General features: G+C 66.2%; 10 protein-coding genes. 7 read left to right on the top strand and 3 right to left on the bottom strand.

Translation table 11 applies throughout. The features are described from left to right. Nucleotides 1-203 precede the first annotated feature (203 nt). The 5 genes from rpoB (at nucleotide 204) to fusA (ending at nucleotide 11,199) form a co-directional block, all read left to right on the top strand. Nucleotides 204-3,677, top strand: coding sequence for a DNA-directed RNA polymerase subunit beta (gene rpoB, locus ACO6D6_RS10705; protein ID WP_484785243.1), 3,474 nt, complete (start codon nucleotides 204-206; stop codon nucleotides 3,675-3,677). A 91-nt stretch (nucleotides 3,678-3,768) separates the two neighbouring features. Beyond that, on the top strand, nucleotides 3,769-7,719 hold the full coding sequence (locus tag ACO6D6_RS10700; protein ID WP_484785242.1) for a DNA-directed RNA polymerase subunit beta': 3,951 nt from the start codon (nucleotides 3,769-3,771) through the stop codon (nucleotides 7,717-7,719). A gap of 431 nt (nucleotides 7,720-8,150) precedes the next feature. Next, nucleotides 8,151-8,522: a 30S ribosomal protein S12 gene (gene rpsL / locus ACO6D6_RS10695; protein ID WP_014847273.1), complete on the top strand. Its 372-nt coding sequence runs from the start codon at nucleotides 8,151-8,153 to the stop codon at nucleotides 8,520-8,522. Then, nucleotides 8,522-8,992, top strand: coding sequence for a 30S ribosomal protein S7 (gene rpsG / locus ACO6D6_RS10690; RefSeq protein ID WP_014847272.1), 471 nt, complete (start codon nucleotides 8,522-8,524; stop codon nucleotides 8,990-8,992). The genes rpsL and rpsG overlap by 1 nt, the downstream gene beginning before the upstream one ends. Before the next feature lie 107 nt (nucleotides 8,993-9,099). Further along, nucleotides 9,100-11,199: an elongation factor G gene (gene fusA, locus ACO6D6_RS10685; protein WP_484785241.1), complete on the top strand. Its 2,100-nt coding sequence runs from the start codon at nucleotides 9,100-9,102 to the stop codon at nucleotides 11,197-11,199. A 183-nt stretch (nucleotides 11,200-11,382) separates the two neighbouring features. On the opposite strand, the gene ACO6D6_RS10680 is transcribed toward fusA, so the two are convergent. Next, nucleotides 11,383-11,793 carry an SEL1-like repeat protein gene (locus ACO6D6_RS10680; RefSeq protein ID WP_484785240.1) on the bottom strand — a complete coding sequence of 137 codons (411 nt, stop codon included), beginning with the start codon at nucleotides 11,791-11,793 and terminating at the stop codon, nucleotides 11,383-11,385. Nucleotides 11,794-12,146: 353 nt separating this feature from the next. Continuing rightward, on the bottom strand, nucleotides 12,147-13,160 hold the full coding sequence (locus ACO6D6_RS10675) for a TIGR01777 family oxidoreductase (protein WP_484785239.1): 1,014 nt from the start codon (nucleotides 13,158-13,160) through the stop codon (nucleotides 12,147-12,149). A 428-nt stretch (nucleotides 13,161-13,588) separates the two neighbouring features. Here ACO6D6_RS10675 and rpiB point away from each other — a divergent pair, with 428 nt between their 5' ends. Further along, nucleotides 13,589-14,056 (top strand): ribose 5-phosphate isomerase B, encoded by a 468-nt coding sequence (gene rpiB / locus ACO6D6_RS10670; protein WP_484785238.1) that lies wholly within the window; start codon nucleotides 13,589-13,591, stop codon nucleotides 14,054-14,056. A 175-nt stretch (nucleotides 14,057-14,231) separates the two neighbouring features. Further along, nucleotides 14,232-15,431, top strand: coding sequence for an elongation factor Tu (tuf, locus tag ACO6D6_RS10665; RefSeq protein ID WP_484785237.1), 1,200 nt, complete (start codon nucleotides 14,232-14,234; stop codon nucleotides 15,429-15,431). 153 nt (nucleotides 15,432-15,584) lie between these two features. On the opposite strand, the gene ACO6D6_RS10660 is transcribed toward tuf, so the two are convergent. Next, nucleotides 15,585-16,853, bottom strand: coding sequence for a mechanosensitive ion channel family protein (locus tag ACO6D6_RS10660; RefSeq protein WP_484785236.1), 1,269 nt, complete (start codon nucleotides 16,851-16,853; stop codon nucleotides 15,585-15,587). Nucleotides 16,854-16,879: the final 26 nt, after the last annotated feature.

Raw genomic sequence — 16,879 nt, 5'->3', positions numbered from 1 at the left:
GGGAATGGAGGCAGGGGTGGGTGGGGCGGACGCCCTTGACGTGGGCGGCTATCATGTTCGTGACGAGGACTGTGCCCGTTGTTTGCGTATCGTCTTGATTCCGTCTATAGTGATTTGTTGCCCTGCTCTGCAATCGTGCCCGTGATTTGACGCGGGTCCTTTGTTGTGCGACGAACCAGCCGCGTTCCCGGAAGGACCGAATCTTGGCCGCCTCGCGCTCTGCGTTGAAGAACACCAATGTCCTCTTGCCCAGTGGTCGGATCTCATTCGCGAAGATCCACGAACCGCTTGAGGTCCCCAACCTGCTCGATCTTCAGATCAACTCCTACAACTGGCTCATCGGAAACGAGGCCTGGCAGGCTGACGTCGAGGAGCGACTGGCCGCAGGCCGTACCGATGTCAACACCCGCTCCGGGCTGGAGGAGATCTTCTCCGAGATCTCTCCCATCGAGGATTTCAACGAGACGATGTCGCTGTCCTTCCGCGACCACCGTTTCGAGGAGCCCAAGCATTCCATCGAGGAGTGCAAGGACCGCGACGTCACCTACGCCGCCCCGCTGTTCGTGACCGCTGAGTTCGTGAACAACGAGACGGGCGAGATCAAGTCGCAGACCGTTTTCATCGGCGACTTCCCGCTGATGACCGACAAGGGCACCTTCATCATCAACGGCACCGAGCGTGTCGTCGTCTCGCAGCTCGTCCGCTCCCCGGGCGTCTACTTCGAGGTCATCCCGGACAAGGGATCCGACAAGGACATCTACTCCTGCAAGGTGATCCCCTCCCGCGGTGCGTGGCTGGAGTTCGAGATCGACAAGCGCGACATGGTCTTCGTGCGTCTCGACCGCAAACGCAAGCAGAACGTAACCGTCCTGCTCAAGGCCCTCGGCTGGAGCGAGGATCGCATCCTCGAGGAGTTCGGTGAATTCGAGTCCATGCGCATGACGCTGGAGAAGGACACCGTCAACACCCAGGACGAGGCGCTGCTGGACATCTACCGCAAGCTGCGTCCCGGCGAACCCCCGGCCCGCGACGCCGCCCAGGCGCTGCTGGAGAACTACTACTTCAACCCGAAGCGCTACGACCTGGCGAAGGTCGGCCGCTACAAGATCAACAAGAAGCTCGGGCTCGACCTGCCGTTCGACAGCCAGGTCCTCACCATGGAGGACATCGTCGCGGCCATCAAGTACGTCGTGGTTCTCCACGAGCACAAGGAGGAGCTGAACGGCCTGCCGGTCGAGGCCGACGACATCGACCACTTCGGCAACCGCCGGCTCCGCACCGTCGGTGAGCTGATCCAGAACCAGCTGCGCACCGGCCTGGGGCGCATGGAGCGCGTCGTCCGCGACCGCATGACCACCCAGGACATCGAGGCCATCACCCCGCAGACCCTCATCAACATCCGCCCCGTGACGGCGGCGTTGAAGGAGTTCTTCGGCACCTCGCAGCTGTCGCAGTTCATGGACCAGAACAACCCGCTCGCGGGGCTGACCCACAAGCGTCGCCTCTTCGCGCTCGGCCCGGGTGGTCTCTCCCGCGACCGCGCGGGCATGGAGGTGCGTGACGTCCACAGCTCGCACTACGGCCGCATGTGCCCGATCGAGACCCCCGAGGGTCCGAACATCGGCCTCATCGGTTCGCTCGCCTCGTTCGCCCGAGTCAATGCCTTCGGGTTCATCGAGACCCCTTACCGGCGCGTCATCGACGGCAAGGTCACCGACCAGATCGACTACCTGACCGCCGACGAGGAGGACCGTTTCTCCATCGCCCAGGCCAACGCGGCCCTGGACGCCGAGGGCCGTCTCGCCGAGGAACGCGTCCTGGTGCGAATCAAGCACGGTGACGTCGACACCATCCCGGCGGCGGACGTCGAATACATGGACGTCTCACCCCGGCAGATGGTCTCGGTGGCCACCGCGCTGATCCCGTTCCTCGAGCACGACGACGCCTCCCGGGCGCTGATGGGCGCCAATATGCAGCGCCAGGCGGTGCCGCTGATCCGCAACGAGGCCCCGTTCGTGGGCACTGGCATGGAGTACCGCGCCGCCGTGGACGTCGGTGACGTGACCCTCGCGAAGAAGGCCGGTGTGGTCTCCTCGGTCACGGCCGACCTCATCGAGGTCGCCAACGACGACGCCACCTACTCCTCGTACCGGCTTGAGAAGTTCGTGCGCTCCAACGCGGGTACCTGCATCAACCAGCGCCCGCTGGTCGCGGCCGGGGACCGCGTCGAGGTCGGCACCCCGCTGGCCGACGGCCCCTGCACCGACCGGGGTGAGCTGGCTCTCGGCAAGAACCTCCTCGTGGCGTTCATGCCGTGGGAGGGCCTCAACTACGAGGACGCCATCATCCTGTCGCAGCGTCTCGTGCAGGACGATGTCCTGACCTCGATCCACATCGAGGAGCACGAGGTCGACGCCCGCGACACGAAACTGGGCGCCGAGGAGATCACCCGCGACATCCCCAACGTCTCCGACGAGATGCTGGCCGACCTCGACGAGCGTGGCATCGTCCGCATCGGCGCCGAGGTCTCGGCCGGCGACATCCTGGTCGGCAAGGTCACCCCGAAGGGCGAGACCGAGCTGACCCCCGAGGAGCGCCTGCTGCGAGCGATCTTCGGGGAGAAGGCCCGTGAGGTCCGCGACACCTCCCTGAAGGTGCCGCACGGCGAATCCGGCACCGTCATCGGGGTGCGGGTCTTCGACACCCGCGACGACGACGAGCTGCCGCCCGGGGTCAACCAGCTGGTTCGGGTCCACGTCGCCCAGAAACGCAAGATCAGCGACGGCGACAAACTCGCCGGCCGCCACGGCAACAAGGGTGTCATCTCGAAGATCCTTCCCGTGGAGGACATGCCCTTCCTGGCCGACGGCACCCCCGTCGACATCGTCCTCAACCCCCTCGGCGTCCCTTCCCGGATGAACATCGGGCAGGTGCTGGAGAACCACCTCGGGTGGATCGCCAAGACCGGCTGGGACATCACGGAGGTCAAGGAGGCCTGGGCGGATCGTCTGCGCGAGGTCGGTCTCGGCCGCGTCGAGGCCGACTCCCGGGTCGCAACCCCCGTCTTCGACGGCGCGGACGAACACGAGATCACCGGTCTGCTGGAGAACTCGCTGACCACCCGCGACGGGGAGCGCCTCATCGACGGCGGCGGCAAGGCCCAGCTGTTCGACGGCCGCTCCGGCGAGCCCTACCCGGAGAAGACCGGTGTCGGCTACATGTACATGCTGAAGCTGCACCACCTGGTCGACGACAAGATCCACGCCCGCTCCACCGGCCCGTACTCGATGATCACCCAGCAGCCGCTGGGCGGCAAGGCGCAGTTCGGTGGCCAGCGTTTCGGCGAGATGGAGGTGTGGGCGCTCGAGGCCTACGGCGCCGCCTGGGCCCTCCAGGAGCTGCTGACAATCAAGTCCGACGACGTTCCCGGCCGTGTGAAGGTCTACGAGGCGATCGTCAAGGGCGAGAACATTCCCGAACCCGGCATTCCCGAGTCCTTCAAGGTGCTCGTCAAGGAGATGCAGTCGCTGTGTCTGAACGTGGAGGTCCTCTCCGGTGACGGCCGCGTCATTGACCTGCGGGACTCGGAGGATGACCTGCGCAACGCCGAGGACTTCGGCATCGATCTCGGGAGGCGTCCCGGAGGCGACCACTTCCTCGACGTCACCGAAGTCTGAGTCTGACTCAGTCAAGCCGGTGACCCGGCACCAGTAAAACCTCAGATTTCAGGCACAGGCACCCGCCGGGGCGGCGGGGGAAAGAGAACCAATGCTGGACGTGAACGTCTACGACAAGCTCTGCATCGGACTGGCGAGCGCCGACCAGATCCGCGAGTGGAGCCACGGTGAGGTCAAGAAGCCCGAGACCATCAACTACCGTACTCTCAAGCCGGAGCGCGACGGCCTCTTCTGCGAGAAGATCTTCGGCCCCACCCGCGACTGGGAATGCTACTGCGGCAAGTACAAGCGGGTTCGTTTCAAGGGCATCATCTGCGAGCGCTGCGGCGTCGAGGTGACCCGCTCCAACGTGCGTCGTGAGCGGATGGGCCACATCGAACTGGCCGCGCCCGTCACCCACATCTGGTACTTCAAGGGCGTCCCCTCGCGCCTCGGGTACCTGCTGGACATCGCTCCGAAGGACCTCGAGAAGGTCATCTACTTCGCCGCGCACATGATCACCAACGTGGACGAGGAGGCCCGCCACCGCGACCTCCCGAGCCTCCAGGCCCGCCACGAGGCCTACATCAAACAGCTCGAGAAGAACCGGGACTCGGAGATCGAGGCCCGCCTGGCCAAGCTGGAGGAGGACCTGGCCCAGCTCGAGTCCGAGGGTGCCAAGGCCGACATCAAACGCAAGGTCTCCGACGGTGCGCAGAAGGAGGCGGGGCAGCTCCGCAACCAGTACCAGCGCCGGATCGACCGCGCCCAGGCGGTGTGGGACCGGTTCAAGTCGCTGAAGGTCCAGGACCTGGAGGGCGACGAGATCCTCTACCGGGACATGAAGCAGCGCTACGGCAAGTACTTCACCGGCTACATGGGTGCCGAGGCCATCAAGAAGCGTCTCGAGACCTTCGACCTGCAGGCCGAGGCCGAGAAGCTGCGTGAGACCATCGCCAACGGCAAGGGCCAGCGCAAGACCCGTGCCCTGAAGCGCCTGAAGGTGGTCGCCGCCTTCCTGAGCGGCAACAACAACCCTGCCGGGATGGTGCTCGACGCCGTTCCCGTCATCCCGCCGGACCTGCGTCCCATGGTGCAGCTCGACGGCGGCCGGTTCGCCACCTCGGATCTCAACGACCTCTACCGGCGCGTCATCAACCGCAACAACCGGCTGAAGCGTCTCCTCGACCTCGGCGCCCCCGAGATCATCGTCAACAACGAGAAGCGCATGCTCCAGGAGGCCGTCGACTCGCTGTTCGACAACGGGCGCCGCGGCCGCCCCGTCACCGGGCCGGGCAACCGTCCGCTGAAGTCGATCTCGGACATGCTGAAGGGCAAGCAGGGCCGGTTCCGCCAGAACCTGCTCGGCAAGCGCGTCGACTACTCGGGTCGTTCCGTGATCGTGGTCGGTCCCCAGCTGAAACTGCACCAGTGCGGCCTGCCGAAGGCCATGGCCCTGGAGCTGTTCAAACCCTTCGTGATGAAACGCCTGGACGACCTCAACCACGCCCAGAACATCAAGGCCGCCAAGCGCATGGTCGAACGTCAGCGTCCCATCGTGTGGGACGTGCTGGAGGAGGTCATCGCCGAGCATCCGGTGCTGCTGAACCGTGCACCAACCCTTCACCGTCTCGGCATCCAGGCCTTCGAGCCGCAGCTGATCGAGGGCAAGGCGATCCAGCTCCACCCGCTCGTCTGTGCGGCCTTCAACGCCGACTTCGACGGCGACCAGATGGCCGTTCACCTGCCGCTGTCCGCCGAGGCCCAGGCCGAGGCGCGGGTGCTGATGCTGTCGACGAACAACATCCTCAAACCGGCTGATGGCCGTCCCGTGACCGTTCCCAGCCACGAGATGATCATCGGCATGTACTGGTTGACGATGCTGCAGGAGCAGGAGAAGGGAGCCGGTCGCGTCTTCTCCTCGGTGGCCGAGGCGATCATGGCCCACGACCGCGGCGACCTGCACGTCGGTGCCCCCATCAAGCTGCGCATCAAGGGCGTCGTTCCCCCGGCCGGGTACGCCGACAAGGTGCGTGCGGACGGGTCGGTCATCCTCGAGACCTCGCTCGGCCGGGCCCTGTTCAACGAGGCCCTGCCCGCGGATTTCCCGTTCGTGAACGAGCGGGTCGGCAAGAAACAGATCGGCCAGATCGTCAACGACCTCGCCGAGCGGTATCCGCTGATCGACACCGTGCGCACCCTCGACGGGTTGAAGGACCTGGGCTTCCAGTGGGGTTCGCGTTCCGGCGTGACCGTCTCCATCGCGGACGTCCAGACCCCGCCCAGCAAGCCGGAAATCCTCGCCGCCTACGACGCCCGGGCCACGAAGATCGACACCTTGTACGAGCGTGGTTCGGTGACGGAGGACGAGCGGCGCCAGGAGCTGATCGAGCTGTGGACCGACGCCACCGCGGAGCTGACGGATGCGATGAAGGAAAACTTCTCGCAGACCAACCCGATCTTCGTGATGGTCAACTCGGGTGCCCGCGGCAACATGACCCAGATGCGCCAGATCGCGGCCATGCGAGGCCTGGTGGCCAACCCGAAGGGCGACATCATCGCCCGGCCCATCAAGTCGAACTTCCGCGAGGGCCTGTCGGTGCTGGAGTACTTCATCTCCACCCACGGTGGCCGTAAGGGACAGGCCGACACCGCGTTGCGGACCGCCGACTCGGGTTACCTGACCCGGCGCCTGGTGGACGTCTCGCAGGACGTCATCATCCGCGAGGAGGACTGCCAGACCGAACGTGGCCTGGTCAAGACCATCGCCCGCTGGACCAAGATCGTCACGGGTGAGGACGGCAAGAAGACCCAGGTGACGGCGGAACCTCTGGAGGAGGGGGCCTCCGTCTCCATCGTTCCCGACGTGGAGACCGCCGTCTACGCCCGCACCGCGGCCACCGACGTCACCGACTCCGAGGGCAATGTGCTCGTGGCGGCGGGCACCGATCTCGGTGATGCCGAGATCGAGCAGCTCGCATCCGTCGGTGTCACCCGGGTCAAGGTCCGCTCCGTGCTGACCTGTGAGGCCGCAACCGGCACCTGCGCCATGTGCTACGGCCGGTCGCTGGCCTCCGGGAAGACCGTGGATGTCGGCGAGGCCGTCGGTATCGTCGCTGCCCAGTCCATCGGTGAGCCCGGCACCCAGCTGACGATGCGTACCTTCCACACCGGTGGTGTGGCCGGTGACGACATCACGCAGGGTCTGCCGCGCGTCGTGGAGCTGTTCGAGGCCCGTCAGCCGAAGGGCAAGGCTCCCATCGCCGAGGCCGATGGTGTCATCCGCATCGAGGACGGCGACCGTAGCCGCAAGATCATCATCGTGCGCGACGACGGCGGCGACGACCTCGAATACCCGGTGGCGCGCCGCACCCGGCTGGAGTTCGAGGACGCCAACGGGGTGCGCGTGGCGATCCGCGACGGGGTGCGCGTGACCATCGGTCAGCAGCTCACCGCCGGTCAGGTGGATCCGCAGGACGTGCTGCGCATCCGGGGTCTGCGCAAGGTCCAGGAGCACCTGGTGGATGAGGTGCAGCGCGTGTACCGCACGCAGGGCGCCCCCATCCACGACAAGCACATCGAGATCATCATCCGTCAGATGCTGCGTCGTGTGACCGTCATCGACTCGGGCGACACCTCGATGATGCCGGGTGAGCTGGTGGACCGGCAGGCCTACGAGGCGGCGAACCGCAAGGCCCTGACCGAGGGCGGGCGTCCCGCGGAGGGCCGGCCGGTGCTGATGGGCATCACCAAGGCGTCCCTCGCGACGGATTCGTGGCTGTCGGCCGCGTCCTTCCAGGAGACGACGAAGGTGCTCACCGACGCCGCCATCCAGGGCAAGTCCGACACCCTCGTCGGTCTGAAGGAGAACGTGATCCTCGGCAAGCTGATCCCGGCCGGCACCGGCCTGGAGCGTTACCGCAACATCCGGGTGGAGCCCACCGCGGATGCGAGGTCGCAGGCCTACACCGTCAGCTACGACCCGTACGACTACTCGTTCAGTTCCGATCTCGACGTTCCCGGCGTTCCGCTGGACGACATCGACTTCGGCGACATCCGCTGACGACGGGGACGAAACGGGGCGGGCGCCGATCGGTGCCCGCCCCGTTCGCACCCCCCGCATGAAACGCCGCGGGGGACCGGGTCCGGTGGCGACCATTTCGTCACTCGTTCCTCTGTTCCGCGTCATTTCAAGTAGAGAAAGGCCACTGGTGAAGGCGGATCTCCTTTCCCGTGGAATCGCCTTCAGGTGCCGCTTTGACCCGGGGGAGCGGGTCGGGTAGTCTGTGAGGGCGTGTCCGCCGCGTGCGGGCACCTTGTGCGTGCCCTGGCATGACCCCGAGGATCCTTGAGTTGCGAAGAAGTCCCGGGTCTGTGCGGAGTTCGCACGGCAGCCGCGCCAGCGATGCTCACGGAAACGGTGACCCGGGATGCTCCTTGGGGACGGCTGCGAGCCAGGGATACCCGTCCAGACAATGAAAGTGATACCAACAGGTGCCAACAATTCAGCAGCTGGTCCGCAAGGGCCGCACCGACAAGGTCAGCAAGAACAAGACCCCTGCCCTCAAGGGTTCTCCGCAGCGTCGTGGTGTCTGCACCCGCGTCTACACCACCACCCCGAAGAAGCCGAACTCCGCCCTGCGCAAGGTCGCGCGTGTCCGCCTGAGCTCCGGCATCGAAGTCACCGCCTACATCCCGGGCGTCGGTCACAACCTGCAGGAGCACTCGATGGTGCTCGTGCGCGGAGGTCGTGTGAAGGACCTGCCCGGTGTCCGTTACAAGATCATCCGCGGCGCCCTCGACACCCAGGGTGTCAAGGGCCGCAAGCAGGCCCGCAGCCGTTACGGCGCGAAGAAGGAGAAGTAATGCCTCGCAAGGGACCCGCGCCCAAGCGCCCCGTCATGGTCGATCCGGTCTACGGCTCCCCGCTGGTGAGCCAGCTCGTCAGCAAGATCCTGCTCGACGGCAAGAAGACCGTGGCCCAGTCCATCGTCTACAACGCCCTCGAGGGCACCCGCGCCAAGACCGGCCAGGACCCCGTCCAGACCCTGAAGCGGGCCCTCGACAACGTCAAGCCCTCCATCGAGGTCAAGTCCCGTCGCGTCGGTGGCGCCACCTATCAGGTGCCGATCGAGGTCAAACCGGGCCGCCAGACCACGCTGGCCATGCGCTGGCTCGTCAGCTTCTCCCGCGCCCGCCGCGAGAAGACCATGACCGAGCGGCTCATGAACGAGATCCTGGACGCGAGCAATGGCCTCGGTGCCTCGGTGAAGCGTCGCGAGGACACCCACAAGATGGCCGAGGCCAACCGCGCCTTCGCCCACTACCGCTGGTGACTTCCACACTGCCCCCGGAGCCGTTCCGGGGGCAGTGGCACGCCCGCAGACGATGCGTCCCTGCGCATCTGACCTGACTTCACACCACAGACCAAGAAGGAAACCTCGTGGCAAAGATTGACCTTTCCAAGGTCCGCAATATCGGCATCATGGCGCACATCGACGCCGGCAAGACCACCACAACCGAGCGCATCCTCTTCTACACCGGCAAGTCCTACAAGATCGGTGAGGTTCACGACGGCGCCGCCACCATGGACTGGATGGAGCAGGAACAGGAACGCGGCATCACCATCACCTCCGCCGCGACCACCGCCTTCTGGCACGACATCCAGGTCAACATCATCGACACCCCGGGACACGTCGACTTCACCGTCGAGGTGGAGCGCTCGCTGCGCGTGCTCGACGGTGCCGTGGCGGTGTTCGACGGTGTCGCGGGCGTGGAGCCGCAGTCGCAGACCGTGTGGCGCCAGGCCACGAAGTACGGTGTGCCGCGCATCTGCTACATCAACAAGCTGGACCGCACGGGTGCTTCCTTCGAACACTGCGTCAAGACCATCCGTGAACGTCTCAACGCCACCCCGGTGCTGCTGCAGCTGCCGATCGGTGCGGAGTCGAACTTCCAGGGCCAGGTGGACCTGGTCACGATGAAGGCGAACATCTGGCCGCTCGAGGTGACCAAACCGGGCCTCGACGACTACGAGGTCACGGACATCCCCGCCGACATGGTGGAGGCCGCCGAACTGGCTCGCGCCGAGATGCTGGAGACCGTCGCCGAGAACGACGACGAGTTCATGGAGCTGTGGCTGGAGGATCCCGACGCGATCACCGTCGAGCAGCTCAAGGCCGCCATCCGCCGCGGCGTGCTGGCCTCCGCCTTCACCGCCGTGGTTTGCGGCACCTCGTTCAAGAACAAGGGCGTGCAGCCGTTGCTGGACGCCGTCGTCGACTACCTGCCCTCGCCGCTGGACGTGCCCGCCATCGAGGGCTTCAAACCGGGCGACGAGTCCGTCGAGATGTCCCGCAAGCCCTCCGAGGACGAGCCGCTGTCGATCCTGGCCTTCAAGGTCGCCGCGGATCCGCACCTGGGCAAGCTGACCTTCATCCGCGTCTACTCCGGTGTCCTGAAAGCCGGCTCGCAGGTGCTGAACGCCACCAAGGGCAAGAAGGAACGCATCGGCAAGATCTACCAGATGCACGCCAACAAGCGTGAGGAGATCGAATCGATCGGCGCGGGCATGATCTGCGCGGTGATGGGCCTGAAGGACACCACCACCGGTGAGACCCTCTGCGATCCCGCAAACCCGATCATCCTGGAGTCGATGGAGTTCCCGAACCCCGTCATCGAGCAGGCCATCGAGCCGAAGTCGAAGTCGGACCAGGAGAAGCTGTCGGTGGCCATCCAGCGGCTCGCCGAGGAGGACCCGACCTTCCGCGTCCACACCGACGAGGAGACCGGTCAGACCATCATCGCCGGCATGGGTGAGCTGCACCTCGAGGTGCTGATCGACCGCATGAAGCGCGAGTTCAAGGTGGAGGCCAACATCGGCAAACCGCAGGTGGCCTACCGCGAGACGCTGCGCCGCAAGGTGGAGAAGGTGGAGTACACCCACAAGAAACAGTCCGGTGGTTCCGGCCAGTTCGGCCGCGTCATCATCGACCTGGAACCCACCGAGGCGGGTTCGGGCTACGAGTTCGTCAACGCCGTCACCGGCGGGCGCATCCCGAAGGAGTACATCCCCGCGGTCGACGCCGGCATCAAGGAGGCCATGCAGTTCGGTGTGCTGGCCGGCTACCCGGTCGAGGACATCAAGGTCACCCTGACCGACGGCGCCTACCACGATGTCGACTCCTCGGAGCTCGCGTTCAAGCTGGCCGGTTCCATGGCCTTCAAGGAGGCCGCCAGGAAGGCCGACCCGGCGATCCTGGAGCCGATGATGGCCGTCGAGGTCACCACCCCCGAGGACTACCTCGGCACCGTGATCGGTGACCTGAACGCCCGCCGCGGCCACGTCCAGTCGATGGACGAGCTGCACGGCAACCGCGTCGTGCGCGCCCTGGTGCCGCTGTCGGAGATGTTCGGCTATGTCGGTGACCTGCGCTCGAAGACCTCGGGCCAGGCCTCCTACTCCATGGAGTTCGACTCCTACGCCGAGACCCCGAAGAACATCTCGGAAGAGATCGTTGCCAAGGCTCGCGGTGGCGAGTGATCCGCTGAGTTGAAACCCCACCGGCCCGGGACCGTCAGGTCCCGGGCCGGTTTGCATCATCCGGTGCGGCCCGCCACGGATCCGGTGGCCGTGGGTCCGGTGGCTGCGCCGCTCTCGCGGCGGGAGTCCTGAAAGGCCCCGCCCGCGCTGGGGCGGGCGGGGCCGAGGAGGGAAAGGGAAGGATCAGTCGACCAGGGTCAGGTCGTCGAGATGGTCCGTCTTGCCGTGTTTCGGGCTGGTCTCCATGCGCCTGGGGGTGTTCCTGGCCCGGGTCAGGGCATCGATGGCGCGGGGATCCCCCAGGTCGGCGGCTTTCTGCAGCCAGTTCTGCGCGACGGCGTGGTCCCCCTGTTCCTGGAGGATCTCGCTGAGCAGCAGCATGCCGTCGGTGTTGCCCAGCAGGGCTGCGCGGAAGAACCACTGGGTGGCCTCGTCGCGCTCCGCGGGGTTGTTGACCAGAAGACCCAGGTTGACCATGGCGTCGGAGCGCCTCTGGGCCGCCGCCATCCGCCACCAACGCGCCGCCTGCGTGTTGTCGCCTCGCCCGTAGGCCTTGAAGCCGAGGTCAATCAGTGTTTCGACGTCCTGTGACATGGGAGGGAGACTAACCGGGTCTGCTTCGGAGCGGGAGGGCAGTGAAACACCCCGAACACGGGGACAAACCACCCAAAAAAGGGTAAAAGTGCTTGTCAGAGCGGGTTTGGGTGGTTTGGGGAGGGGATGCGGTGGTGCCGCCCGGTCGGACAAAAGGAGGACGCGGGAATTTCGCGCGTCGCGCACCGAGGGCAATGCGACAGGAGACCCGGGTTGACCATGGTGTCGGACCCCGTCGGGGCCAGGACAGGCGCACCCCGGCGCTTGGTGGCCCCATCCGCGCTCCCATCGGCCGGCGAGGCAGTCGACACCGCGATGTCCACATCATGGTCACCGCGGCGCCGGGACGGGAGTCAGGCGCCGAGCCCCCAGATCGAGGCCGCGCCCGGTGCAGTGAAGTGGAAGCCGGAGGTGAGCAGCGCCTGGGGGACCGCACGCTGGGAGGCGCCGAGCAGTTCGGCGAGCATGCTGCCGATGCTGCTGGTACCGCCGGCCGCCCCGGTCCTCCCCGCTCGGTCCAGCAGGACCTGGGGAACCACCGCAATCGAGGGTGGGCCGCAGGCGCGGGACAGCAGCCGGTGGAGGTCGCGGTTGCGCAGGGGTTCGGGCGCGGTCAGGTTCACCGGGCCGCAGACGTCGTCGTGCTCGATGGCCCATAGGAGTCCAGCCGCGGCGTCCTCCAGCCCGATCCACGGCTGCCACTGGTCGCCGCGGCCGAGCCGGGCCCCCGCCCCCACCCGGTAGGCGGCGCCGAGGATCCTGCCCAGCCCGCCCGAAGGGCTGACCACCAGGCCCGTGCGGGACTGGACCGTGCGCAGCCCGGCCCGCGCCGCCGGGCCCGCGGCGGCCTCCCAGCGCTGGCACAGCTCGGACAGGAATCCCTCGCCAGGACCGCACGCCTCGGTGAGGACTTCATCCCCCCGGTCCCCGTAGAAGCCGGTGGCCGACCCACTCAGCAGGACCTCGGGCCGCACCGCCGGGGGTAGGGCCGCGGTGACCTGGGCGATGAGGGCGGTGGTGGACAGGCGCGAGGCCGCGAGCGCGCGACGGCGCGCAGGTGTCCAGGGGCGCGGCGCGATCGGGGCGCCCGACAGGCACACCACGGCTCTTGCTCCCTCCAGGGTTCCGGGCGCCAGGAGGTGCTCGGCGGGGGCCCACCAGGCGTGCTCTCTACCGGAGGCATCGACCTCGATGCCCTCCCGCGGCGCCCTGCCCGGTCCGCTGCGGTGGAGGATCCGGATCTTCCAGCCGCTGTCCCGGGCCTTGTCCGCCAGGCGGGATCCGATGAGGCCCGCCCCGGCCACGACGAGCAGCCCCGGGTTGCTGCGCCGGCTGGGCGATGCTGCGGGAATGTCATGAGTGCCCACTGACCCACCTTAGGCCCTCGGCCAGCCTCTGGCCCCGTCTGGGCCCTTGCGCCGGAGGCGGTGATCGACCGGATCGGCGACCTGACGCGCTTCAACGTCGCCGAGGTGTCCGAACTCGCCCACGGCGCCTCGCCCGTAAGCCTTGAAGCCGAGGTCGATCAGTGTTTCGACGTCCTGTGACATGGGATGGCGACTGACCGGGTCTGCTTCGGAGCGGGAGGGCAGTGAAACACCCCAAACGCGGGGACAAACCACTCAAAAAAGAGCAAAAGTGCTTGTCAGAGCGGGTTTGGGTGGTTTGGGGAGGGGGTGGTGGTGCTGTCCGGTCGGACAAAAGGAGGACGCGGGAATTCCGCGCGTCGCGCACCGAGGGCAATGCGACAGGAGGGTTGTGGAAGACCTTGGGGCCGGGTCAGTAACGTTGTCGCATGAGAATTGGAATCACCAGCGACCACGCCGCTCACAATATGCGCATTGATCTGATTCCCCGCTTGAGAGAGCTCGGTTACGACGTGGTGGACTGCGGACCAGCCACGTCCGAGCGCACCGACTACGCGAAATGGGGGGTGCGGCTGGCCAAGGACGTGGCAGCCGCGCGTTTCGATGTCGGTATCGCGATCTGTGGCTCCGGTATTGGCATCTCCATCGCGGCCAACAAGATCAAGGGGATCCGGGCGGCCTGCGTCTCCGAGGCCTACTCGGCCGGGATGAGCCGGCGTCACAACAACGCGAACGTCCTTTGTTTCGGTTCCCGCGTGGTGGGTCCCGACGTCGCCCTGGCCATTTGCGAGGCCTTCCTGAAGGCCTCCTTCGAGGGCGGGCGTCACGCCGGGCGGGTGGCGCAGCTCCGGCAGCTGGACTCGGGAGATACGTCCTTCCTGGACGAAGGTTGTTGAAAGGGATTGGGACACGACCCTGAGCTTGACTTCCAGGGCCGGGCCGATAGCATTACACGGGTATGCGCTCGGGTAATAGGCTTGGGCGTTGGACCCCTGGTGTGACCCATAGCTCAGGGGTGCACCAGATTAATGGCCACGCACGGTGCGTGGTTGGACCAAGAAGGAGCCCTAAGTGGCAAAGGCCAAGTTTGAGCGGACTAAGCCGCACTGCAACATCGGCACCATTGGACACGTCGACCACGGCAAGACCACTCTGACCGCGGCGATCACCAAGGTGCTCCACGACAAGTACCCCGACCTGAACGAACTGTCCCCGTTCGACAGCATCGACAAGGCCCCCGAGGAGCGCCAGCGCGGCATCACCATCTCGATCGCCCACGTCGAGTACCAGACCGAGAAGCGTCACTACGCGCACGTCGACTGCCCCGGGCACGCCGACTACGTCAAGAACATGATCACCGGTGCCGCCCAGATGGACGGTGCGATCCTCGTCGTGGCCGCCACCGACGGTCCGATGGCCCAGACCCACGAGCACATCCTGCTCGCCCGTCAGGTCGGCGTGCCGGCCATCGTCGTGGCCCTCAACAAGTGCGACATGATCGCCGAGGAGGACGCGGACCTCATCGACCTGGTCGAGATGGAGCTGCGTGAGATCCTCACCGCCCAGGAGTTCGACGGCGACAACCTCCCGATCGTCCGCGTGGCGGCCTTCCCGGCGCTGAACGGCGACGAGAAGTGGGCCGGCAGCATCCTTGAGCTGATGGAGGCTGTCGACGAGTACATCCCGCAGCCCGAGCGTGACACCGACAAGCCGTTCCTGATGCCCGTCGAGGACGTCTTCACCATCACCGGCCGCGGCACCGTCATCACCGGCCGCATCGAGCGCGGCATCGTCAGGACCGGTGACTCCGTCGACCTCGTCGGCATCCGTCCGGAGAAGCAGACCACCACCGTCACCGGTGTCGAGATGTTCCGCAAGATCCTCGACGAGGGTCGCGCCGGTGAGAACGTCGGCCTGCTGCTGCGTGGCACGAAGAAGGAGGACGTGGAGCGCGGCATGGTCGTGATCAAGCCCGGTTCCACCACCCCGCACACCGACTTCGAGGCCACCGTCTACGTGCTCAACAAGGAAGAGGGCGGCCGCCACAAGCCGTTCTTCTCCAACTACTCCCCGCAGTTCTACTTCCGCACCACCGACGTCACCGGTGTGGTCCAGCTGCCGGAGGGCAAGGAAATGGTCATGCCCGGTGACAACACCGAAATGACCGTTCACCTGAACAAGCCCATCGCCATGGAGGAGAACCTCAAGTTCGCCATCCGTGAGGGCGGCCGCACCGTCGGCGCCGGCAAGGTCACCAAGATCATCAAGTGACCCTAGCCTGACAGGCAACAGGGGAAGGGGCCCGCACGAAAGCGCGGGCCCCTTCCCCTGTTCCGTGGAGTCCAGAGAGCTGGCCGGGCCGTCTTGTGGGCGTCAACGATCGGGACGCCCCGGAGCCAGCAGCGTGGTCTCCGCGGGGAACGGTCAACCGATGGAGCGGCGGAATGCCCTCAACCAGCCGAGGCGTCCCCCGGAGCTCTGCTCGTTCTCCTCGTTGCCGTGGGGTTCCGAACCCTCCGTGGGGGGAAGGAGCTGGGTCTCCTTCTCGTGGGCCTGCTCGGCCTCCCAGTCGGCCTTGACCTGTTCGACGAAATCCTGGCGTTGCTCCTGGGGCGGGGCGGTGGCGGTGTCCGGTTCCAGGCGGGTGCGGGGAAGGGCGTAGACCGCCTGGGTCTGCAGCCAGTTGATGAGCTGTTCACGCAGCAAGCAGCGCAGTTCGAACAACCTGCTGGAGTTCGTCGCCGATACGACGGCGCGAATCCGGACCGACCCACCCGTGGCGTCCATGACCTGGAGGGCGACGGTGCGGCCGTCCCACAGGTCGGTGGTTTTCACCAGGCGCAGCAGCTCGATCCGCATGGCCTCCACGGGAACCAGCCAGTCCAGATCGAACTCGATGACCCCCGTTTGTCGCGGCTCCTCCCGGCTCCAGTTCTCGAAGGTTTTCGTGGTGAACAGCGTCGAGGGCACGATCCAGCGTCGCTCGTCCCAGCTCCTCAACACCACATAGGTGAGGGTGATTTCCTCGACGGTTCCCTGGTTGTCGTCCGTGACCACGATGTCGCCGACGCGCAGGGAACCGGTGAAGGCGATCTGAAGTCCGGCGAAGATGTTCGTGAGCGACGACTGTGCCGCGAGACCTGCGACCAGCGACACCAGACCGGCGGAGGCCAGCAGGGAGGTTCCGATGGCCCGGAACTGGTCGAAGGTGAGCAACGCACCGGCGATTGCCCCGATCCAGACCACACCGATCAAAACCCGGGCGATGACCTGCATCTGGGTGCGGATACGCCGGAACTGTGGGGTTTCCCGGGCGTTCTTCTTGCGGGCGAGGACGGCGTCCTCGACGGTTCTGATGACCCCCGTCATGCCGTACGCGGCGGCGAAGATCATCACGATCAGGAAAAAGTGCTCGAAATTCGCCCGCCACGACGGCGCCGCCTGCCACGGGGTGGGGGCGCTGGCGATCAGCACCCCCATGCCGGTGCCGAAGACGGTCAGGATGAAGCGCTGGGGGAGTCGCAGGTTTCGGCTGAGGAAACCCAGGTCCTCCTGGTGCCTGGACAGTTGCCGCATGATGATCGAGATGATCACGGAGACGACGACGCCGGCCAGGAACCCGACAGCCCCGTATCCGAGAACGGTCAACAGATCCAGGGCCACTTCGGTGGCGGTTTCGTCGGTGGGAAGCATGCAGACAACCGTAGCCGCTGCTTCCT

It is taken from the genome of Arachnia sp., from assembly GCF_057238465.1.
Note: the sequence above shows the minus strand (reverse complement) of the source record. Positions and strands in the feature narration are given on the sequence as shown.